The organism is Curvibacter cyanobacteriorum, from assembly GCF_028649475.1.
GTDB lineage: Bacteria > Pseudomonadota > Gammaproteobacteria > Burkholderiales > Burkholderiaceae_C > Curvibacter > Curvibacter cyanobacteriorum.
This window is the reverse complement of record NZ_JAQSIP010000007.1, coordinates 61,356-82,163: the sequence shown is the minus strand read 5'-3', so window position 1 is coordinate 82,163 and position 20,808 is coordinate 61,356. Positions and strand designations below refer to the sequence as shown.

Below are 20,808 nucleotides of genomic sequence, written 5' to 3'. Positions count from 1 at the left end.
GACCGGACCGTGAGCGTCATCGCCCTGAAGATCGATGTGGACACCTACCGCGGCACCCGCGAAGGGGTGCCCGCGCTGGCGCGCCTGCTCGAAAAGCACGACGCCCCGGCCACCTTCCTGTTCAGCCTGGGGCCCGACCACACCGGCCGCGCCCTCAAGCGCGTGTTCCGCCCGGGCTTTTTTGGCAAGGTGACGCGCACCTCGGTGGTCGAGCACTACGGGATCAAGACCTTGATGTACGGGGTCATGCTGCCCGGCCCCGACATCGGGCGGCGCGAGGCCGAAGGCCTGCGCGCCATCCGCCGCGCCGGCTTTGAGACCGGCGTGCACACCTGGGACCATGTGCGCTGGCAGGACGGTGTGGCCGACGCCGACGAGGCCTGGACCCGGCGCGAGCTGGTGCGTGCCACCGAGCGCTACGCCGAGGTGTTTGGCGAACGCCCCACCGTGCACGGCGCCGCGGGCTGGCAAATGAACGAAGCCGCCTACCGCCTGCAGGCCGAACTGGGGTACACCGTGGCCTCGGACGGCCGCGGCGAGCACCCCTACTGGCCCTGCAATGCCCAGGGCGAGGTGATTGGCCCGGTGCAACTGCCCAGCACCCTGCCGACGCTGGACGAGCTGATCGGCCTGGACGGCTGGACCGTGGACAACGTGCACGAAGCGCTGCTGGCCCGCACCCGCGACCTGGCCCCCCTGCATGTCTACACCCTGCACGCCGAACTCGAAGGCCAGAAGCTGGCCCCGGTGTTCGAGCGCCTGCTGCGGGGCTGGCGCGACCAGGGCTACCGGTTTGCCACCGTGGGCGACTGCGCGCGCCAACTCGACCTGAGCGCGCTGCCGCGCTGCCCGGTGGCGCTGGGCACCATCCCCGGCCGCAGCGGCACGCTGGTGGTGCAGCAGGCCGCGCTGGCCTAGCCCCCCTGATCAGGGCCCGCGCAGGCCTGCTCCGGGTGCCGCAACCCGTGACCCGTGACCCCGTGGCGCGGGGCGCGCCTGCACGAATGGCGCCGCGCCGATATAGTCGCTGGATGTCTGCCCCAGCCGCCCCGCCACCCGCCCCCAGCCCGACCGAGCTGCCCGCAGAAGCCGACTTCCGGCTTGGCCCTCAAGGGGTGTTGGCGCTGATCGCCATCTTGATGGGCGTGGGCCTGGGCACGCTGGACACCGCCATCGCCAACACCGCGCTGCCCGCCATCGCCGCCGACCTGCGCGCCCCGCCTGCCGCGTCGATCTGGGTCATCAACGCTTACCAGCTCGCCGTCGTGGCCACGCTGCTGCCCTTTGCCGCGCTCGGCGACCTGGTGGGCCCGCGCCGGGTCTTCATGGGAGGGTTGGCCTTCTTCACCGTCGCCTCGCTGGCCTGCGCACTGGCCCACACCCTGCCGCAACTGGCGCTGGCGCGCGGGCTGCAGGGCATTGGCGCCGGTGCCATCATGAGCGTCAACATCGCGCTGATCCGCTTGCTGTACCCCGCCTCGCGCCTGGGCCGGGGCGTGGGCATGAACGCGCTGGTGGTCGGGGTGTTTTTTGCCGTGGGCCCCACGGTGGCCTCGCTGGTGCTGACGGTGGCCGACTGGCCCTGGCTGTTTGCCATCAACGTGCCGCTGGGCCTGCTGGCCCTGGGCTTTGGCTGGCGCACCCTGCCGCACAGTGCGCGCCGTGGCCACGGCCTGGACCCGCTGACCGCGGTGTTGAGCGCCCTCACCTTCGCCAGCCTGATCCTGGCCCTGGGCGCCGCGGCCCAACGCGAACCCTGGGCCTGGGTGCTGAGCCCGGCGCTGGTGTGCGGGGTGGCGGGCACCCTGCTGCTGCGCCGCCAGGCCGGTCACCCGGCCCCCATGCTGCCGGTGGACCTGCTGGCCCGGCCGCTGTTTGCGCTGTCCACGCTGACGGCCATGGCCTCGTTCGCCGCGCAGGGCCTGGCCTTTGTGTCGCTGCCCTTCTATTTTGAGGAGGTGCTGCACCGCGACCCGGTGGACACCGGCTTCCTGATGACGGCCTGGCCCGTGGTGGTGGCCGCGGCCGCACCGTTGGCCGGGCGCCTGTCCGACCGCTACCCGCCGGGCCTGCTCGGGGGCATCGGCCTGAGCCTGCTGAGCCTGGGGCTGGCCTCGATGGCGCTGTTGCCCGACCAGCCGTCGGCGTTTGACATCGTGTGGCGCCTGTGCCTGTGCGGCGCGGGCTTTGGCTTCTTCCAGTCGCCCAATTTGCGGGCGCTGATGTCCAGCGCGCCCCCCGAGCGGGCCAGTGGGGCCAGCGGCATGATCGCGCTGGCGCGCCTGACCGGCCAGACCCTGGGCGCGGCCGGGGTGGCCCTGTGCTTCAGCCTGGCCGGGGCGCATGGGGCCATCACCGCCTTGGCCCTGGGTGCCGTCTGCGCCGCGATCGGGGCCACCGCCAGCACGGCCCGGCTGTGGGCGCGCTGAGGCGGCGCTGCGGCTGGACGCCACCCCGCACGGCCTCGGGCCAGGCCAGCGCCGGTTTGTAGACGCTGACCGCCCCATCGGCGGCCCTGCTGGGGCGGTACGCCCCGGGCGGCGGATCAGGGCAGTGGCAGCGCTGAAGTGCGACCCGGACCGCCGCCCGCCCCCAGCTGCCCACCCAACCGACTGGCCCGCCCGCCTTGCCAGGCCACCCCGGGTCGGTCCCGCCCGCCTGCCGAGGCGGTTTGCGCGATCATCGACCGCGGCCGTGCGCCAGCAGACCCGGGGCGGCCAGTCCTCGGGTTATCACCAATAGATCAAAAACTAACTGGTTCGTACATTTGCAGCGCTAACCAGAGGAGACTTTATTCATGCTGAATCGATTCATTGACCGGTACTGCCAATTCATCAACATCTCGATCGCGGCCGCCATGGCCGTGATGGTGGTGCTGGTCTTTGGCAACGTCGTCATGCGCTACGGCTTCAATTCCGGCATCGCCATCAGCGAAGAAATCTCCCGCTGGCTGTTTGTCTGGATCACCTTCCTCGGCGCCATCGTCGCCATCAAGGAAAACGCCCACCTGGGCACCGACATGCTGGTCTCGCGCCTGCCCGTGCTCGGCAAGAAGGTCTGCCTCGTGCTCGGCCATCTGCTCATGCTGTTCATCACCTGGCTGTTCTTTGACGGCAGCCTGCAGCAGGCCAAGATCAACTGGGACGTCGAAGCCCCCGTCTCCGGCCTGTCGGTGGCCATCTTCTACGCCTCCGGCGTCTTCTTCTCGGTCTGCGCCGCCTTGCTGCTGCTGTTGCAGATGGTGCGCGCCCTGAGCGGCCAGCTCAGCGAGGCCGAACTCGTCATGGTCAAGGAGTCCGAGGAACAGGCCGAACTCGAAGCCCTGCAGGCCGAGCTGGCACGCGAGAACGCCCACAGCCACTCCCCGCTGGGCGACAAGCCGCTGCCCCACGCGGGCAAGTGAGCCCACGGCCTGAGCCCACCCACCCTCACCACCACAACAACAACTCTAATAACAACGGAGCGCACTCCCATGACGGTTCTGATTTTTCTGGGCAGCCTGATCGGCGCCATGATGCTGGGCATCCCCATTGCCTACGCCCTGCTGGCCAGCGGCGTGGCCCTGATGTGGCACCTGGACCTGTTTGACGCGCAGATCCTGGCGCAGAACTTCATCAACGGCGCCGACAGCTTTCCGCTGCTGGCCGTGCCCTTCTTCATGCTCGCCGGCGAGATCATGAACGTGGGCGGCCTGTCCCAGCGCATCGTCAACTTCGCGCTGGCCCTGGTCGGTCACGTCAAGGGCGGGCTGGGCTATGTGGTGATCCTGGCGGCGTGCCTGCTGTCGGCCCTGTCGGGCTCGGCGGTGGCCGATGCGGCCGCGCTCACCGCGCTGTTGCTGCCCATGATGGTCAAGGCCGGGCACAAGAAGGAAGTCTCGGGCGGCCTGATCGCGGCCTCGGGCGTGATCGGCCCCATCATCCCGCCGAGCATCGGCTTTGTGATCTTTGGCGTCACCGCCAACGTGTCGATCAGCAAGCTGTTCATCGCGGGCATCTTCCCCGGCATCATGATCGCCGTGGGCCTGGCGCTGACCTGGTGGTGGGTGGGCCGCAAGGAGCAGCTGGTGCTGCCCGAGAAGAAGACCCGCGCCGAGGTCTGGAAGGCCGCGCGCGAGTCGGTGTGGGCGCTGCTGCTGCCGGTGTTCATCCTGGTGGGCCTGCGCATGGGCGTGTTCACGCCCACCGAGGCGGCGGTGGTGGCTGCGGTGTACTCGCTGTTTGTGGCCAGCGTGATCTACCGCGAGCTGCCGCTGAAGGCGCTGTACCCGATCTTTGCGACCGCGGCCAAGACGACGGCGGTGGTGATGTTCCTGGTGGCGGCGGCGATGGTGTCGTCGTGGCTGATCACGGTGGCCAACCTGCCCGCGCAGATGGTGCAGTTGCTCAAGCCCTTCATGGACAACCAGACGCTGCTGCTGATCGCGATCATGGTGCTGGTGATGCTGGTGGGCACGGCGATGGACATGACGCCGACGATCCTGATCATGACGCCGGTGCTGATGCCGGTGATCAAGGCCGCGGGCATTGACCCGGTGTACTTCGGGGTGCTGTTCATCATCAACAACTCGATCGGGCTGATCACGCCGCCGGTGGGCACGGTGCTCAACGTGGTGGCGGGGGTGGGGCGCATGAAGATGGACGAGGTCACGCGCGGCGTGCTGCCCTTCATGGCCGCGCAGTTCATCGTGATGTTCATCATGGTGCTGTTCCCGCAGACCGTGCTGGCGCCGCTGCGCTGGTTCTACTGAGGCGCTTCGGACCGCCCCTCTCTTTTCACACTTTCTTTTTTTGACGCTACACCCCACTGACTGGAGACAAGCATGAAACGATTTTTCCTGAAGACCCTGATCGCCGCCGTCGCAGTGAGCGCCATGGGCCTGGCCACGGCCCAAGACATCAAGTCGCGCACCATCAAGTTCGCCACGCAAAACCCCAAGGGCCACCCGCTGGTGACCGGTGCCGAGAAGTTTGCTGAGCTCGTCAGCGCCCGCTCGGGCGGCAAGCTCAAGGTCAATGTGTTCGCCGGCGGCGTGCTGGGCGGCGACGCGCAAAACATCTCGGCCCTGCAAGGCGGCACGCTGGAGATGATGGTCATGAACTCGGGCATCCTGGCCAATGTGCTGAAGGAGTTCTCGGTGTTCGACTTCCCCTTCATGTTCGCCAACGCCCAGGAAGCCGACGCCGTGGTCGACGGTCCCTTCGGCAAGATGATGCACGACCGCCTGGACGCCAAGGGCATCCACGGCCTGGCGTACTGGGAACTGGGCTTCCGCAACATCACCAATGGCAAGCGTCCGATCAACAAGGTCGAGGACATCGCCGGCCTGAAGCTGCGCGTGATCCCCAACGCCATCAACGTCGACTGGGTCACCGCCCTGGGCGCCAACCCCACGCCGATGGCCTTCCCGGAGGTGTACGGCGCGCTGGAGAACAAGGCCATCGACGGCCAGGAGAACCCCTTCACGGTGGTCGAGGCGAACAAGCTGTACGAAGTGCAGAAGCACCTGGCCGTGACCAACCACCAGTACAACCCGCAGTCGCTGATCATCAGCAAGAAGTTCTGGGACACCCTGAGCGCCGACGAGAAGAAGATCATTGCCGACGCCGGTGTTGAAGCCGCCAAGTTCCAGCGCGGCGTGTCGCGCGAACAAGCGGGTGCTGCCCTCGACAGCCTGAAGAAGCACGGCATGCAAGTCACCGAGTTCAACGCCGCTGAACTGGCCAAGTTCCGCGAAAAGCTGAAGCCGGTGATCGACAAGCACGCGGCCATCGCCGGTGTGGACGTGGTCAACGCCCTGCAAGCCGAACTGGCCAAGCTGCGCAAGTAAACCCAGCCACACCGCCCCAACACCACGGCCTGACTGCCACGCGGTCAGGCCGTTTGGTTTGAACTTCTCATTTTTTCAATCCCCCTCTCGAACCCACCCCATGCGCGCGCTCCAAGTCCTCATGCTCCACGGCATCAACCACAACATGTTTGGCAAGCGGGACCCGGCCCAGTACGGCACCATCACGCTGGCCGAGATTGACCAGCAGTTGCAGACCCTGGGCCGTGAACTGAACGCCGAGGTGACCTCGTTCCAGACCAACGCTGAAAGCGAGATGTGCGAGCGCATCCATGCGGCGTTTCAGGACGGCACCGACGCCGTGCTGATCAACGCGGGCGCCTGGACCCACTACAGCTATGGCATCCGCGACGCGCTGGCCATCCTGACCGTGCCAGTGGTTGAGCTGCACATGTCCAACATCCACGCGCGCGAACCGTTTCGCCACACCTCGGTGTTCGCGGACATCGTGAAGGGCCAGATCTGCGGGTTTGGCGTCGACAGCTACCTGCTGGCCCTGCGCGCCGCGGTGTCGGCCGTGCGCGCCAGCGCTTGAGGGGCTCCCGGGCCCCGCACAGGCGGGGCGACCTGCGCTCAGCCGCGGGTCTGGTGAGGCACGGCGGTGACCTGATCACGATGCCGCCCCCAATCAGCGCGCTGAAGCGGCGGATGGTTGCGAACGGTCAGCTTTGATCAGCGTGGGTCAGCTTTGATCAGCGTTGGCCTGTGGGACGGCTGTTGGGCGCGGCAGGGCGGTCTGCACACGGGGCCGCAAGACCATCGCCCCGCAGGGGCGGCCAGCCCGGCACAGCAGGCGCGCGGAACGCGGTGGACGCCTTGCAGCCCCTGTGCGCGCGGTAGAAAAGAGCCTGCCTCACCCCTTGAGTCATGCCGGGAACCCTGGAGAAACTGAAATACAGGTGTTTGGAGCATGAGGCGAGGCAGGCCGGAAATCGGCTAGCCCACCCACAAACCCACGCGCAACGGCGCCCGCCACCTGGGTCCTGGGCTCAGGACCTGGCGTTGCGGCCTGGCGACCGCACTGGACAGGGGCCACGCTCGGTGGCACGGCCCTCGGGCCACCACGCTCCGCTGCGGTCCGTTTCGCCCCTCCCTACCGCCTGATTCCAGCGGCGGTGGGCCTTGGATTTGTGAGAATAATTCTCATTCTATTACAAAAATCGGTGCTCGGTGCTCGGTGCCATGGCCTGGCGGCGACCGCGCACGGGGCCCGGCACTGTTCTTTGGCGAATGGACTCGAAACCCATTCATTTTGTAATGAGTTTAATTCTCATTAACATTACAATTCGCAAAACTTCTTTCACCCATGGGTGACCGGCCTCCCCTTGCTGACCGGGCCACCGCCCCCCTGTTGGATCCGCTGATTCATGAACGCCTCATCTCGCCCCCCGTTCCCCTCGACCCCTGTGGCCCGTCTGGCCCGGCACTTGGTTGGCCTGAGTGTGCTGGTCAGCGCCGTCGGGGCCCACGCACAAGCCACCGACAGCCAGGGCACCCTGAGCAACGTGACGGTGTCCGCTCAGAGCGAGGCGATTGGGGGGTTGCAGAAGACCTATTCGGGCAAGCAACTGGCCCGCGGCGGTGACCTGGGGATCCTGGGGCGCACCGACCTGATGGACGTGCCCTTCAGCACCACCAACTACACCGCGGAGTTGATCGAGAACCAACAAGGTCTGACCGTGTCGGATGTGGTCATGAACGACGCCTCCGTGCGCACCCTGCAAGCGCGGGGCGGCTACGGGGATGACTACCAGATCCGGGGCTTGTCGGTGGGCTCGCGCGACGTCAGCCTGAACGGGCTGTATGGCCTGGCCCCCTCGACCCGCATGCCGCTCGAGATGATCGAACGCGTGGAAGTGCTGAAGGGCCCAGGCGCTCTGACCAACGGCGTGGGGCCCAATGGCAGCGTGGGCGGCAACATCAACGTGGTCACCAAGCGGGCCGGGGATGTGCCCCTGACCCGCCTGACCGCCACGTACATGAGCGGCGCCCAATGGGGCACCCACCTGGACGTGGGACGCCGCTTTGGCCAAGACAACCAGTGGGGCGTGCGTGCCAATGCCGTCTGGCGCGATGGCGAAGGCAACATCCGCGGCGGCAACCAGCGCCTGGGTCTGGGGGCGCTCGGCTTGGACTATGCCGGGACCCGCCTGCGCGCCTCGGCCGATCTGCTCTACACCGAAGGCCAGACCGACAACTACCGGCCTCAAGCGGCCTTCCTGGCCGGCATCACGCAAGTGCCCGCTGTGCCCGACAACCGCTCGACCTTCTACCCTGGCGCCAAGCTGGCTGACCAGGCCAAGACCGTCATCTCACGCATCGAGTACGACCTGAACGAGCGCAGCACCTTGTATGGCTCGATCGGCTACAGCGACGTGGCCAGCCAGCAGAACTTCCCCACCGCGGCCACACGGATCAACACCGCGGGCAACTTCACGGTGCGCAATGGCTACTACGACGAATACAACAAGACGACCTCGGCCGATGTGGGCGTGCGAACCCAGTTCAGCACGGGCGAGGTGCGCCACACCCTGGTGCTGGCCGCCAACCAGATGCAGCGCGAGACGGGGTACTTCTACCAACTGACCAGCGCGGCCACCGCGTCCAACCTCTACCAGCCCTCGGCCTTGCCGGCCATCACCTTTGCCCGCGGCACACCGACCCGCTCCGCTGATCTGGCGCAAAGCAGCGTGGCACTGGCCGACACCATGGGCTTCTTCAACAACCGCCTGTTGGCCACGCTCGGGGTGCGGGACCAGACCATCCACCAAAAAAGCGTCAACGGCTCCATCCCTTACAAAGCCAGCAGCGTGACGCCGTTGCTGGGCCTGGTGTTCAAGCTCGACAAGGACACATCGGTCTACTACAACCACACGGCCGGACTCACGGCCGGTGGCACGGCCGGGGCCTCCCTGTCCAACGCAGGCCAGGTGTTCGCACCGCAGAAATCCAAACAGCACGAACTGGGGCTCAAGAAGGACTGGGGCACGCTGATCACGCAGGCGGCGCTCTACCAAATCGAGCGCCCCAGCGCCATCACCGAGAACAACGTCTACAGCTTCGGCGGCCTGCAACGTAACCGCGGACTGGAACTGTCGGCCTATGGGGAGGTGCAGCGCGGCCTGCGGGTGATGTCCAGCGCCTCGTTCAACCAGGCCAAGCTGGTGCGCACGGCCAGTGGCACGAACCAAGGCAAAGACGCCCCCGGGGTGCCCGACCGCACCTACAACCTGGGGCTGGACTGGGACACCCCCTGGGTGCCTGGCCTGAGCCTGAATGGCCGGGTGATCAGCACCTCGTCGATGTACTACGACTCCGCCAACCTGCTGCGCATGCCCGCCTGGACCCGCATGGACCTGGGCGCGCGCTACGCCACCCGGTGGTCAGGCAAGCAAGTGGTGTTCCGCGCCAACCTGGAAAACGCCGCCGACCAAGCCTACTGGGTGACCGCCAGCGGGTATGTGACCGTGGGCGCCCCCCGCACGCTGATGCTGTCCACCGCCATTGACTTCTGACCCTTCACCGCCCCAGCACCGCGCGGCCTCGCCCGGGGTGCGATGCGGTGCCGACTGACTCACCTCAAGCCGCGAAAGAAAACCCATGCACAAGCTCATCCACACCCTGGCCCTGCTCACCCTCGGCAGCCTGACGGCGGCCTCCGCCCAAGCCCATCAGATCTGGCTGGAACAGGCGCCAGGCGCTGAAGGCGCGACATTGAACTTTGGCGAGTTCGGCGACAACCTGCGCGAAACCTCGCCCGGACTGCTCGACAAACTGGGCCGCCCCATGGCCACCCTGCTGTCCCCCCGGGGTGAACGCCAGCAGGCCCTGACCAAAAAGCCCCATGGCTTTGTGCTGCCCTTCCAAGCGGCCCAGGGAGAGTCCATCGTCGCCGAAGACGCCCAGTACCCGCTCTATGCCATGCCCCAAGTGGGCCCACAGGCCAAGGGTTGGTATGTGCCTGCGGCTCGCCTGGTCACGCAGTGGACAGCCCAGCCCCCGCGCCTGACGTTCGACCTGGTGACCACCGGCACGCCCGGAGAGCTCAAGGTGGTCTTCAAGGGGCAGGCCCTGGCCAAGGTCAAAGTCAACCTCGTGACGGCCTCGGGCTGGGCCAAGGAAGCCCGCAGCGACGAGCAGGGCCTGGTCAAGTTTGACCTGCCTTGGCGCGGCACCTATGTGGCCGAAGCCAGCCACAGCGACAAGACGCCCGGCGAACGGACCGGTCTCCAAGGACCTGAGAAGTACGACGCTGCCAGCTACGTGACCACCCTGACCTATGTTCAGGCCGACGGTCTGCCAGCCCTGCCGGCCAGTCCGGCCGCCACCCCCAGCCGATGAAACCGACACTGCACCGGGTGCTGGAAACCGGGCCCTTGATCTCCCGCCTCATCGCCGCCATCGGTGGCGGCTACGCGGTGGCCGCCTTGGCCAGTGTGGCCGTGCTGGCCTTGCCCGTGAGCCGCCCCCAAGCCGTGATAGCAGGCATGTTGATGAGCTTTGCCCTGTACGCCGCCGCGGTGGTCTGGGTCTTTGCGGTGCGCAGCGCACGCCGAGCCTGGCTCGGCCTGCTGCTGGTCGCCCTGCCGCTGCTGCTGCTGGCCCAACAGGTCTGGCAAGGAGGACATTCATGAGCCCGGAACCCGCACCCCGCGGCCTGCGCCAGACCATGTCGGACCTGCACCTCTGGGCAGGCCTGTTGGTGGGCTGGGTGTTGTACGCCATGTTCCTCACCGGATCGGTGAGCTATTTCAAAGAAGAGATCTCGCAGTGGATGCGCCCTGAAGTGCCGCAGAGCAGCGAGCGCCCGGACCCAGCGCTCGTGGCCCAGCGCGTGGTCGACACGCTGCAGACCCTGGCGCCCAACAGCCCCCAGTGGGGCGTGACCCTGCCCAGTGAACGCGACAACACCGCCAGCGCCTTCTGGCGCACCGGTGGCACAGGCGGACGGCGCGGCTTTGAGAACGCGCACTTCGACCCGGCCACCGGGCTCAAAGTGGCGGGACGCGAGACCCTGGGCGGTGACTTCTTCTACCGCTTTCATTTCCAGTTTCACTACCTGCCAGCCTTGTGGGGACGCTGGATCGCCGGCGTCTGCGCCATGGCCATGCTGGTGGCGATCGTCAGTGGGGTGATCACCCACAAAAAGATCTTTGTGGACTTTTTCACCTTCCGCTGGGGCAAGGGCCAGCGGTCGTGGCTGGATGCCCACAACGCGCTGTCGGTACTGGGACTGCCCTTCCACGCGATGATCACCTACACCGGTCTGGTCACCCTGATGGCGCTGTACATGCCCTTCGGTGAGCAGGCCGCCTTCCGCAGCCCCGCCGAGCGTCAGGCCTTGAGCCGCGAACTCAATGCCTTCATCCAGCCCGGCCGCCCCAGTGGCCAGGCGGTGGCCCTGGCCCCGGTGCAGGACATGGTGCGCCAAGCCCAGGCCCGCTGGGGCGATGCCCCGGTGCGGGGCGTGGTGGTCACCTTGAACGGCGACGCGGCGGCACGCGTGGCGGTGACGCGCGGCGAAGCGGGCCGCGGCTCCGTGAGCCCCCAATACCTGCTGTTTGATGGCAGCACGGGCGCCCTGCTCGAAGCGCGCGAACAGGTCGGCCCGGCCGCCGAGACCCGTGGGGTGATGGTGGCCCTGCATGTGGGCCGCTTCAGTGACCCCCTGACCCGCTGGCTGTACTTCATCGTCAGCCTGGCCGGAACCGCCATGGTGGGCACCGGCCTGGTGATGTGGACCGTCAAGCGGCGCGGCCGACTGGCCCGCCCGGATCGGCCCCACATCGGCTTCTGGCTGGTGGAACGGCTCAACATCGCCACCCTGGCGGGCCTGTCGATCGCCATGACCGCCTACCTGTGGGGCAACCGCCTGCTGCCGCTCGAACTGCCCGACCGGGCCCAGTGGGAAGTGCATCTGTTCTTCGCCGCCTGGGCGCTGAGCCTGCTGCACGCCGCGCTGCGCCCCGGGCGCCGCGCCTGGGTCGAGCAACTGGGCCTGGCCACCGCCTTGCTCGCCGCCTTGCCGTTGTGGAACCTGTTCGCCACCCACCGGCCCCTGTGGCGCAGTGTGGCCGAAGGGGATTGGGTGTTCATCGGCATCGAACTGATGTTGTGGGTGTTCGCCGCCCTGCATGCCATGCTGGCGATCCGCTGCGCACGCCCCCTCGGCCCCTCGCCCACCCAGCGCTCCACGGACCGGGCGGCCCACACCGCGCGGACGTCGCGGGTGCAGGAGGCCTCATGACCCACCTGCTGCTGGCCTTGATCTGCCTGCCTGCCTTCGCCTGCTTGGCGCTGAGCCAGGAGCGCCATCAACTGGACCGGCTGAAGCGCCCACTGCCTCCAGCCGCCCAGCGCCGCCTGAGGGGGCTGGGTGGCGCCGCCTTGCTGCTCGCCCTGGTCGTGGCGGTGCACGGCAGCGGCTGGGTCATCGGGCTGGTGCAGTACAGCGGCCACACCAGCCTGTCCGCAGGCCTGGTGTTCGGGGCCCTGGTCGCCCTTGGACGGCGCGACGCAGCCCGGCCCTTGCCCGCGCGCGACTGACCGGGTCAGCTCAAAACGGCCTGGGCCGGCGACCCACTTCGGTACCGGCCGATGGCGCCACGGCAAGCGCTACGCCAGCGGGATCCTGCCAGCCAGGGGCGACTCCTTCAGTGACCGGGGCCCCAACCGACGAGGCGCTCCAGGCCAACGCGGCCGGCGATCAGGCCCAGCGCCGGCGGGCCCCGTGCAACACCCAGCCAAAGGCCGCCGCCAGCAAGCCCAGCACCGTCAGGCTCAGCAGCAAGGCCTGGCCCTCGGCCCAGGCGTCGATGGCCGGCGAGTACAGCTTGGCCAGCCCCAGGCCGGCCACGCCCCAGCTCAGGGCCACGACGGTCAGCCCCATGACCCGCGAGGCCCGGCGTGCCACCTGATCGGCCCGCGCCATGAGGCGGGCGATCCACAGGCCGTTGAGGCCATCGGTCACCAGCATGCCCAGCAGGAACGCCAACGCCAGGCTGGCCACCGGCCAGGCGCCGCCAAGGCGGCCCCCGGCCAAGGCAAAAAACGCAGCCTGCGACAAGGTGTCAAACGACAGCGCGAACAAGGCCCCCACCAGCGCCACCACGACCGGGTGCGACACCTGCTGCAGTCCCTTCAGGCCCCAGGCTTTCAGCCCAAGGGGCCGCACCACCTGATCGGGGGCGGTGCGCCACAGCGCCCACAGGTTGAGGCCGCCCAACAGCAGCAGAAAGCCGATCGACACCCAAGCCCCCAGCGCATCGAGCCAGTCGGGCACCGCCTGCTGACCCGCCAGGGCGGACAGGCCCAAGGCCGTGACCAGGACCACGGCCCCGTGGCCGAGCGAGAAAAAGCTGCCGCAGAACGACGCAAAGCGCTGCTGCAAGCGGCTGTTGTGGCGGGTCAGGCCATCGATGGTGGCCAGGTGGTCGGCATCCAGCCCATGCTTGAGGCCCAGCACAAAGGCCAGGGCCAGCAAAGTGGGCCAGTCGGAGGGGGTGGCTTGGAGGTCCATGGTAAGAATTTTTCCACCATTCTCTTACAAGTCACTGCGCTGGCCCATGCGCCGATCAGCGTATGGCGCCGGGCGCTCGAACCGGGGTCAGCGGCGGGGCCGCAAGTGCACGTGGGCCTGGCCGCCGGGGCCATGCACATGGGGCTGGTCGGGCTCCAGCGCCACCAGATTGGCCTGGCCATGGCGCACACCGCTCTCGGCCACGATGGCGTCGGCCAGGCGCCGCACCTCGGCTGTCGCGCCTTTGAGCAAGACCGATTCAATGCAGTGCTCGTGGTCCAGTTGGCTGCGCATCGAGGCCACGGTCAGGTCGTGGCTGTGGTGCTGCAGGCTGGCCAGGCGGTCGGCCAGCTCGCGCTCGTGGTGGCGGTAAACGTAGGACACATTGGCCACGCAATAGCCGGTCGGGGCTTCGCGCTGCCCGTCCTGCTCGATGGCGCCCCGGATCAGGTCGCGCACCGCCTCGGAGCGGTTGCGGTAACCGCGCGCGGCAATCAAATGGTCAAACTGGTGGGCCAGATCCTCGTCCAGCGAAATCGTGAAGCGGTCCATGCGGGGTCCTTCCTGAGCGCTGAGTGTAGGGCGAGTGCAGGCAGGCACGCGCTGTGCTAAAACCGGGGGCTCCCCCCACCTCAGCCCCCCAAGCGGGGCCCCGACGACCGCGTCCCGGAGTTGCCCATGAGCATGAACGCCCTTTTGTTTTTCCCTGTGGCGGTGGCCATCGCCCTGACGCCGGGCCCCAACAACTTCTGCGCGCTGAACAACGGCATCCGCCAGGGTGTGGGCGCCGCCCTGATCGGGACGGTGGGCCGGGTCAGCGCATTTGCGGTGTTCCTGACGGTGTCGGCCGTGGGACTGGGAGCCATGCTGCTGGCCTCGGAAACGGCCTTTCTGGCCATCAAATGGGCCGGTGCAGCCTACCTGTTCTACCTGGGTTGGCGGGCCTGGCGCAGCCGCGAATTCAGCGGCCTGAACCAACTCGACGCCCAGGCGTCCCCCGGGACGGCCGCCCCCCAGGCCCAGCCCGCCAATCACCGCGCCCTGGTGCTGCAGGAGTTTCTGCTGGGCATCACCAACCCCAAGGCCATCATCTTGTTTGCCGCGGTGTTCCCGCAGTTCATCGACCCCACCCAGCCCGCTGCACCCCAGTTCGCGGTGCTGGGCCCGACCTACCTGTGCGCCGAGTTCGTGGCCACGCTGGCCTATGCCCTGGGCGGGCTGCAACTGCGCCGCCTCATCACCACCCAGCGCGGCGTGGTGCGCCTGAACAAGGCGACGGGGGGCTTTTTCATGGGCGCCGCCGGCCTGCTGCTGGCATCGAACAAGTGAACACGCCCCGGGCCTGCGGCCTCGCGGTGGTGGCCACGGCGGCCCGGTTCACGGCGCCGGCTGGGTGACCCATTCGGCGATCTGCGCCACGGCTTCGCGCTCCAGGCCGATGTAGCCATGCCAGTGCCACGGCCCGCAGGCGTCCCCCCGCGGCGGCCCGCCGCCCGCCATCCAGACCACTTTCTTGAGTGGCACCTGTCGCAGGGCCGCCAGGGCCGCTGGCACGGCGTCAGGCGGACAGACGGCACAGGCGTCGTCGCGGTGGTGCAGCAGGAGCACTGGCAGGCGCAAGGCCGCCAGGTCCTGCCGCGGCAAGGCCCCTGGCTTGCTCGGGTTGAGGATGCTGGACGACAGCACCACGCCGGCCACGCGCCCCTGGTCTTGCCACTGCAGCGCCGCCGCCAGCACCGACACCGTGCCACGGCTGGTGCCCACCAGCCACAGCGGCGCCGCACTGCGGGCGTGCACCCAGGCCAGCACCGCAGCCACATCCTGCAGGTGGTTGGGGCTCAGCCGGTCGGCATAGCCCAGGTCCGTGCTGTCGCTGGGGCGGCCGATGATGGCCACGTTCAGGCCTTGCGCCAGGAAATGGGGCACCGACCGGACCAGAAAATTGGCCCCGGTGGGCAGGCCCTGGGTCACCGTGCCAAAGCCCCCGCCACCCCCCGGAAACAACAGCACGGTGGCCCGAGCCGCCGCGTGGGCCTGCCAAAAGACCGGCGTCTGCACGCCTTCGCGGGTGGGGAGTTGGAACAGCGCGCCGGCCTCCGCGCTCGCGTTCTCGCTCAGGCTCGCGCTCACCGCCACAGGCTGAACGGGGGCCGGGGTGAGGCGGGCGTCCGCCACGGCAGGCAGGCCCTGGGCCCCCGCTGATGCCAGGCCCCCCAAAGCCAGGCCCACACCGGTCAACACCGCCCACAGGCGCTGGCGCCAGCCCCGCCCAGGGCGCTCTGATGAGGGGCCTGGGGCCCCCAAGCGGCGATGGTGCATGGGCCGGGTCCTCACGCCGGCAAGGCCGCTGGCCAGGCGCGCGACACCCGGTTGCGCCCTGCGCGCTTGCTGTCGTACAGCGCGGCATCGGCGCGCGAGATCGCGCTCTGCAAGGACTCCCCCGGCCCCAGGCAGGCCACCCCCAGCGACAGGGACAGGGGCAACTCCAATTCGTCCACAGCCACCCGCGAGGCCACGACGGCTTGGCGGATGCGCTCGGCCGCCTGCTCGGCCTGCTCTGGCGAACACCCCGGCATCAGCAGCAGGAACTCCTCGCCCCCCCAACGCGCCAGCACGTCGCCCTGGCGGGCGTGGGATTGCAGGATGCGCGCCACGTGGATCAGCACCTGGTCTCCCGCGGCGTGGCCATAGCGGTCGTTGACCTGTTTGAAATGGTCCACATCCCCCAGCAGCACCGCGGCCGAGCCCCCGGCGTCCGGCTGGCGCGCCAGCGTCAGGGCCGCCTGGGTCTGGAAACCCAGGCGGTTGCACAGGCCCGTCAAGCCATCGGTCTGCGCCTGCTCCACCAGGCGCCGTTCGGCCGACAGGATGGCGCGGCGGTAAAACGCAGCGATCGAGGCCGACATCGCAAACACCAGGCACACATGGACCCAGAACACCGTCCGCAACCCCGCGGGGGACAGCGGCGTCAGTGGCCCCACGGCATCGCACACCGCTTTCAGCCCCAGGTAGTACGCCAGCAAGCCCAGCACGATGGCGGGCGCCAGGCCGCGCGAATTGGCCACCACGATGGCGGGCACGAAAAGCAGCAGGAAGTAGTGAAAACCGCTGTCCCAGCCGATCAACAGCGAGCCCAGGGCCGCGTGGGCCATCACCTCGAACCAGATCAGCAGCAGGGCCAGGGTGTTCTTTTTGCGGCCGATCAAGGCGTAGGCCGCGGCGTAGAGCAGCACGCTGACGCCATTGATCCAGGCCAGCGTCGAGGCGCCAAGCCCCGCAAACAGCACGATGTAACCCACATCGATGGCGCCAGCGATCAGCGTGACGCGACGCACCATCGCCCAATAGGCCTTGCCGGCCAGGCTGGAGCCCCGCGGACGCGGCGCACGGGATGTCGGTTCAGAAACGGTCATGTCGCGGCGGGCGGGCTGATCGGCCCACGCGGGCCAGCCCCACCAGAGCTGATTTGGCGACATGTTAGCGCTGTCGTGGGGCCGCCGTGTGGCCGCGATGACGCGCAGGCGGCAGAACGCCACCGACCGGCGGTGGCGCGCCAGGGCCCGCCCGCCCTGGCCGGCCTCAGGCCTTACTTGACTTCAGAGACGAAGTTGGCGCGTGCGCGGCGCACCTTCTTGAGCTTGACCAGCCAATCCTTGTCTTCCTCGCGGTAGCCCAGGGGCAGGATCAGCACACTGCGCAGGCCGCGGGCACGCAGACCCAGGATCTCGTCCAGCGCAGCGGGGTCAAAGCCTTCCATCGGGGTGGCGTCGACCTCGACTTCAGCGGCAGCGATCAGCGCGGTGCCCAGGCCAATGTAGGCCTGACGGGCGGCGTGCTGGTGGTTGGCTTCGGCATCGCGGTTGGGGTACATCGCCAGCAGCTTGGCGCGGTAGGCTTCCCAGCCTTCGTTCTTGAAACCACGCTCGTCGTTGGTCAGGTCGAACATCTGGTTGATGCGGTCGGCTGTGTAGTTGTCCCAGGCAGCGAACACCAGCAGGTGCGAACCGTCGGTGATCTGGCCTTGGCCCCAGGCGATGGCCTTGATCTTTTCACGCACTTCGGGGTTGGTGACGACGATCACTTCGTAGGGCTGCAGGCCGCTCGAGGTGGCGGTCAGGCGCACGGCTTCGAGGATGTGCTCCACCTTGGCTTCAGGCACCGCCTTGGCGGGGTTCATTTTCTTGGTGGCATAGCGCCACTTGAGGATTTGGATCAGGTCCATGAGATTTCCAATGGGGTCAGAAAAGGCCCGTGACAAGCGACCGGACACACCGGACACCGCCACCCAGCCGACGATGCAACCCGGTGGCCAGGCCAAAGCGCCCGACACCGGAGAACCCGGGGATTCTGGCACCGCCAGCGAAATCCTGCCGAGCACCCGGAAATCGTTTTGCTGCTAAAAGCCGCCAACGGCCGCGATCCCCAGGCGGCCGCCGGCCCCTCATGGCCCCGCCCCCAACCCGATCAGGCCTGGCGCATCGGCCACAGCACGTCCAGCACCTGCTGCGTGGCCGCTTCGAGCCCGCGTGAACGGTGCGCGATGCCCAGCGGGCGCCACAGCGCGGGACGCAGCGGCAGCATGCGGATGCGCGGGTCTGGCGGCGGCGCACTGGCCTCGTGGGGCAGCAAGGTGGCCCCATAACCAGCCGCCACCAGGCTCTTGATGGCGTCGTTGTAGTTGAGCTCGATGCGCGGCTTGGGCTGCAGTCCCGCCGCGGCAAACCAGTCCAGGGTCAGGCGCGACAGGCGGGTGCCCTCGTCATTGAGGATCAGTGGCCGCGCGGCCAGCCAGGCCGGGCTCAGGCGCTGCGGCGTCGGCCAATCCGCCGGCACAAAAGCCATCACCGGGTCCCGCCGCCAGGGCAGCACCGACAAACCCGGCACCGTGGCCTGCGGCAGCGCCACCAGACCCAGGTCGAGCCGCCCCTCGCTGAGGCGGGTCAGGGTGTCCTGCGAGGTGAGCACCGACACCTGCACATCGATGTCGGGGTGGGCACGCCCCAACTGCGCCAAGGCCTGCGGCAACAGGTGGGCGATGGCCCCCGTGGAAGCCCCCAGGCGCACACGCCCGGCCAGGCCCTGCACCTGACGCTGCACCTCGTCCAGCGCCTGGTCGGCCTCGGCCAGCAAGCGCCGCGCGCGCTCGATCAACAGGGCGCCCACCCCCGAGGGCCGCACCTGGCCCCGCTGCCGCAGCAACAAGGGCGCGCCCAGGCGGGCCTCCAGATCGGCCACATGCAGGCTGACCGTGGGCGGCGCCAGGTGCAGGGCCCGAGATGCCTGGGCAAAGGAGCCCAGGTCGGCGATCGTGACCAGGGTGCGCAGGCGGTCCAGACTGAGTTCACGCATCCGGGGCTCCCTACATTTGGTTCATTAAAGCTGAAGTTCAGCTTCATGATATTCAACTTTTCTTCATGACAGGCTGATCGCAAGATCGGGGCTTGCCGGGCTCACCCCGAGCCTGCCCACCCCGTTTCAGGAGCGCCCCGACATGCCCACCCCGCTTGTGTTCATCGATGGAGACCAAGGCACCACCGGCCTGCAGATCCACGCCCGCTTGGGCCACCGCCCCGACCTGCGCCTGCTGAGCCTGCCCGAGGCCGAGCGCAAGGACCCCCAACGCCGTGCCGAGGCGCTGAACAGCTGCGACATCGCCATCCTGTGCCTGCCCGACGCGGCCGCGCGCGAGGCGGTGGCCGCACTGCGCAACCCCGCCGTGCGCGTGATCGATGCCAGCTCGGCCCACCGCACCGACCCCCAATGGGTGTACGGCCTGCCCGAGCTGGGCGCCGCGCAAAGCCAGCGCATCGCCCAGGCCCAGCGCGTCAGCAACCCGGGCTGCTACCCGACCGGCGCCATCGCGCTGCTGCAGCCGCTGGTGCAGGCGGGCCTGCTGCCCGACGACTACCCGGTGGTGATCCACGCCGTGTCGGGCTACTCAGGGGGCGGGCGCGCCGCCGTGCAGGCGCATGAGGCCCCCGGCCCAGACCAGACGCCGCCGGCCTTCCAGCTCTATGGCCTGCAGCTGGCGCACAAACACCCCCCCGAAATCCAGCTGCATGCTGGGCTACAACACCGCCCCCTGTTTGTGCCGGCCTATGGCCACTACCGCCAGGGCATCGTGTTGACCGTGCCACTGCACCTGCGCCTGCTGGCCCCCGGGGTGACGGCGGGCCACCTGCACGCGGCCCTGCAGGCCCACTACGCCAACGCGACCGAGGTCGAGCTGATGCCGCTGGCCGACAGCGCCCAAACCGCCACACTGGACCCGCAGGCCCTGAATGGCAGCAACCGGCTGCGCCTGGGGGCGTTCGAGAACCCCGCGCACGGCCAGGTGCTGCTGTGCGCCGTGTTCGACAACCTCGGCAAAGGCGCCTCCGGGGCCGCGGTGCAAAACCTGGACCTGATGCTGGGACACGCGGCACCAGACCGACTGGTGGCTTGAGGCGCCCCGCCCCGCCAACGCCTCAGGCCGTTGCCCCCCCTTGCACCACCTGCTGCACATGGGCCATGAAAGCCTGGGCCGGTTCACTGACGGGGTCGGCACGCCGCGTCAGCACGCCGAACACCGGCAAGGCCTTCTGAAACCGGAACGGCAGCACGGTCAGCAGCTTGGCCTTGACGTGGTCGCGCACCACGGCTTCGGGCAGCAGGGCCACCGCCTGGGTGGTCTGGAGCAACTGCAAGGCGGCGAAGATGGAAGCGCACTCGACCTGGTTCTCGGGCACACCGATGTGGTGTTCAAAGAAAGCCTCTTCGAGCAGCTTGCGGGTCGGGCTGCTCTTGGCTTGCAGGATCCAGGGCCAGTCCACCAGGTCCAGCCACTCGATCTGACGGCGCCGTGACAAGGCGTGCCCCCGCCGCGCGACCAGGACCAGGGTCTCGTTGGCCAGCGGCAGAAAGTCCACCCGCCCCAGCTGCGGCTCGGACGGGCGACCAATCGCGAGCTCGATTTCACCGCGCTCCAGCATCAGGCCGATCTGGTCGCTGGTCTCGCCCACGATGCGCACGTCAAGCAAAGGGCGCTCTTCCTTGATGCGCGCCACGGCCAAGGCCACCACGTCGGGGGCCGCGCCCATGATGGCACCAATCACCAACTGACCGTGGCCACCGCGGCGCATGCGCTCCAGGTGCTCGGCAAAGCGCCCCAGCCGCTCCTGCTCCAGGCGGGCAAACGCCATCACCTCCTGCCCCAGCGGCGTGGGCAGCAGGCCGCGGGCATGGCGGGTGAAGACCGGCAGGCCCAGGGCCTGCTCGATGTCACCCAACAACTTGGTGGCGGTGGGCTGGGTCACGTTGAGGCGTGCAGCGGCCTTGTTGAGGGTGCCGCTATCGGCGATGGCCGCCAGCAAAGCCCAGTGCTTGAGGCGCAAGCGATTCGAGAGCCGATGCCCCATCTGGATGACAGATTCCATTTCTCTATACCTACCTCAATTATTTC

General features: G+C 68.4%; 20 protein-coding genes. 13 read left to right on the top strand and 7 right to left on the bottom strand.

Features of this window, described 5'->3' with window-relative positions; translation table 11 throughout:
• The first annotated feature begins 9 nt into the window (after positions 1-9).
• The 11 genes from PSQ40_RS15115 (at position 10) to PSQ40_RS15065 (ending at position 12,394) form a co-directional block, all read left to right on the top strand.
• Positions 10-918, top strand: a complete 909-nt coding sequence (locus PSQ40_RS15115) for a polysaccharide deacetylase family protein (RefSeq protein WP_273952548.1) — start codon at positions 10-12, stop codon at positions 916-918.
• A 113-nt stretch (positions 919-1,031) separates the two neighbouring features.
• Entirely contained in the window at positions 1,032-2,429 is a 1,398-nt protein-coding gene (locus tag PSQ40_RS15110; RefSeq protein WP_409338600.1) for an MFS transporter, read from the top strand.
• A 368-nt stretch (positions 2,430-2,797) separates the two neighbouring features.
• The gene (locus PSQ40_RS15105) at positions 2,798-3,403 is read left to right on the top strand and encodes a TRAP transporter small permease (RefSeq protein WP_273952545.1); all 606 of its coding nucleotides are present in this window, start codon (positions 2,798-2,800) and stop codon (positions 3,401-3,403) included.
• Between the two features lie 69 nt (positions 3,404-3,472).
• Positions 3,473-4,750 carry a TRAP transporter large permease gene (locus PSQ40_RS15100; RefSeq protein WP_273948891.1) on the top strand — a complete coding sequence of 426 codons (1,278 nt, stop codon included), beginning with the start codon at positions 3,473-3,475 and terminating at the stop codon, positions 4,748-4,750.
• Positions 4,751-4,822: 72 nt separating this feature from the next.
• Positions 4,823-5,830 carry a TRAP transporter substrate-binding protein gene (locus PSQ40_RS15095; RefSeq protein WP_273952542.1) on the top strand — a complete coding sequence of 336 codons (1,008 nt, stop codon included), beginning with the start codon at positions 4,823-4,825 and terminating at the stop codon, positions 5,828-5,830.
• A 100-nt stretch (positions 5,831-5,930) separates the two neighbouring features.
• Complete coding sequence (aroQ, locus tag PSQ40_RS15090) at positions 5,931-6,383, top strand: type II 3-dehydroquinate dehydratase (protein ID WP_273952540.1); 453 nt, start codon at positions 5,931-5,933, stop codon at positions 6,381-6,383.
• 832 nt (positions 6,384-7,215) lie between these two features.
• On the top strand, positions 7,216-9,363 hold the full coding sequence (locus PSQ40_RS15085) for a TonB-dependent receptor (RefSeq protein ID WP_273952538.1): 2,148 nt from the start codon (positions 7,216-7,218) through the stop codon (positions 9,361-9,363).
• 85 nt (positions 9,364-9,448) lie between these two features.
• Positions 9,449-10,189 (top strand): DUF4198 domain-containing protein, encoded by a 741-nt coding sequence (locus tag PSQ40_RS15080; RefSeq protein ID WP_273952536.1) that lies wholly within the window; start codon positions 9,449-9,451, stop codon positions 10,187-10,189.
• The gene (locus tag PSQ40_RS15075) at positions 10,186-10,482 is read left to right on the top strand and encodes a DUF3649 domain-containing protein (RefSeq protein ID WP_273952534.1); all 297 of its coding nucleotides are present in this window, start codon (positions 10,186-10,188) and stop codon (positions 10,480-10,482) included. Before PSQ40_RS15080 ends, PSQ40_RS15075 begins: the two co-directional genes overlap by 4 nt.
• Positions 10,479-12,095, top strand: coding sequence for a PepSY-associated TM helix domain-containing protein (locus tag PSQ40_RS15070; protein WP_273952531.1), 1,617 nt, complete (start codon positions 10,479-10,481; stop codon positions 12,093-12,095). Before PSQ40_RS15075 ends, PSQ40_RS15070 begins: the two co-directional genes overlap by 4 nt.
• Positions 12,092-12,394, top strand: coding sequence for a DUF3325 family protein (locus PSQ40_RS15065; protein ID WP_273952528.1), 303 nt, complete (start codon positions 12,092-12,094; stop codon positions 12,392-12,394). Before PSQ40_RS15070 ends, PSQ40_RS15065 begins: the two co-directional genes overlap by 4 nt.
• Before the next feature lie 160 nt (positions 12,395-12,554).
• Here the strand turns inward: PSQ40_RS15065 and PSQ40_RS15060 are convergent, their stop codons facing one another.
• Together PSQ40_RS15060 and nikR are read right to left on the bottom strand one after the other, a co-directional pair.
• The gene (locus PSQ40_RS15060; RefSeq protein ID WP_273952527.1) at positions 12,555-13,367 is read right to left on the bottom strand and encodes a HoxN/HupN/NixA family nickel/cobalt transporter; all 813 of its coding nucleotides are present in this window, start codon (positions 13,365-13,367) and stop codon (positions 12,555-12,557) included.
• 87 nt (positions 13,368-13,454) lie between these two features.
• On the bottom strand, positions 13,455-13,919 hold the full coding sequence (gene nikR, locus PSQ40_RS15055; RefSeq protein WP_273952524.1) for a nickel-responsive transcriptional regulator NikR: 465 nt from the start codon (positions 13,917-13,919) through the stop codon (positions 13,455-13,457).
• A 132-nt stretch (positions 13,920-14,051) separates the two neighbouring features.
• Between nikR and PSQ40_RS15050 the strand changes: the two genes are divergently transcribed.
• On the top strand, positions 14,052-14,696 hold the full coding sequence (locus PSQ40_RS15050) for a LysE family translocator (RefSeq protein WP_273952800.1): 645 nt from the start codon (positions 14,052-14,054) through the stop codon (positions 14,694-14,696).
• Positions 14,697-14,744: 48 nt separating this feature from the next.
• Here PSQ40_RS15050 and PSQ40_RS15045 read toward each other — a convergent pair whose 3' ends face one another.
• The 4 genes from PSQ40_RS15045 to PSQ40_RS15030 all read right to left on the bottom strand — a co-directional run bounded on the left by PSQ40_RS15045 (position 14,745) and on the right by PSQ40_RS15030 (position 18,716).
• Entirely contained in the window at positions 14,745-15,686 is a 942-nt protein-coding gene (locus PSQ40_RS15045) for an alpha/beta hydrolase (RefSeq protein ID WP_273952520.1), read from the bottom strand.
• Positions 15,687-15,697: 11 nt separating this feature from the next.
• The gene (locus PSQ40_RS15040) at positions 15,698-16,780 is read right to left on the bottom strand and encodes a GGDEF domain-containing protein (protein WP_273952517.1); all 1,083 of its coding nucleotides are present in this window, start codon (positions 16,778-16,780) and stop codon (positions 15,698-15,700) included.
• Between the two features lie 173 nt (positions 16,781-16,953).
• On the bottom strand, positions 16,954-17,589 hold the full coding sequence (locus PSQ40_RS15035; protein ID WP_273952514.1) for an NAD(P)H-dependent oxidoreductase: 636 nt from the start codon (positions 17,587-17,589) through the stop codon (positions 16,954-16,956).
• A gap of 242 nt (positions 17,590-17,831) precedes the next feature.
• The gene (locus PSQ40_RS15030) at positions 17,832-18,716 is read right to left on the bottom strand and encodes a LysR family transcriptional regulator (RefSeq protein WP_273952512.1); all 885 of its coding nucleotides are present in this window, start codon (positions 18,714-18,716) and stop codon (positions 17,832-17,834) included.
• Between the two features lie 142 nt (positions 18,717-18,858).
• Between PSQ40_RS15030 and argC the strand changes: the two genes are divergently transcribed.
• Complete coding sequence (gene argC, locus PSQ40_RS15025; protein WP_273952511.1) at positions 18,859-19,812, top strand: N-acetyl-gamma-glutamyl-phosphate reductase; 954 nt, start codon at positions 18,859-18,861, stop codon at positions 19,810-19,812.
• 22 nt (positions 19,813-19,834) lie between these two features.
• Here argC and PSQ40_RS15020 read toward each other — a convergent pair whose 3' ends face one another.
• Positions 19,835-20,782 (bottom strand): LysR family transcriptional regulator, encoded by a 948-nt coding sequence (locus tag PSQ40_RS15020; protein WP_273952509.1) that lies wholly within the window; start codon positions 20,780-20,782, stop codon positions 19,835-19,837.
• Positions 20,783-20,808: the final 26 nt, after the last annotated feature.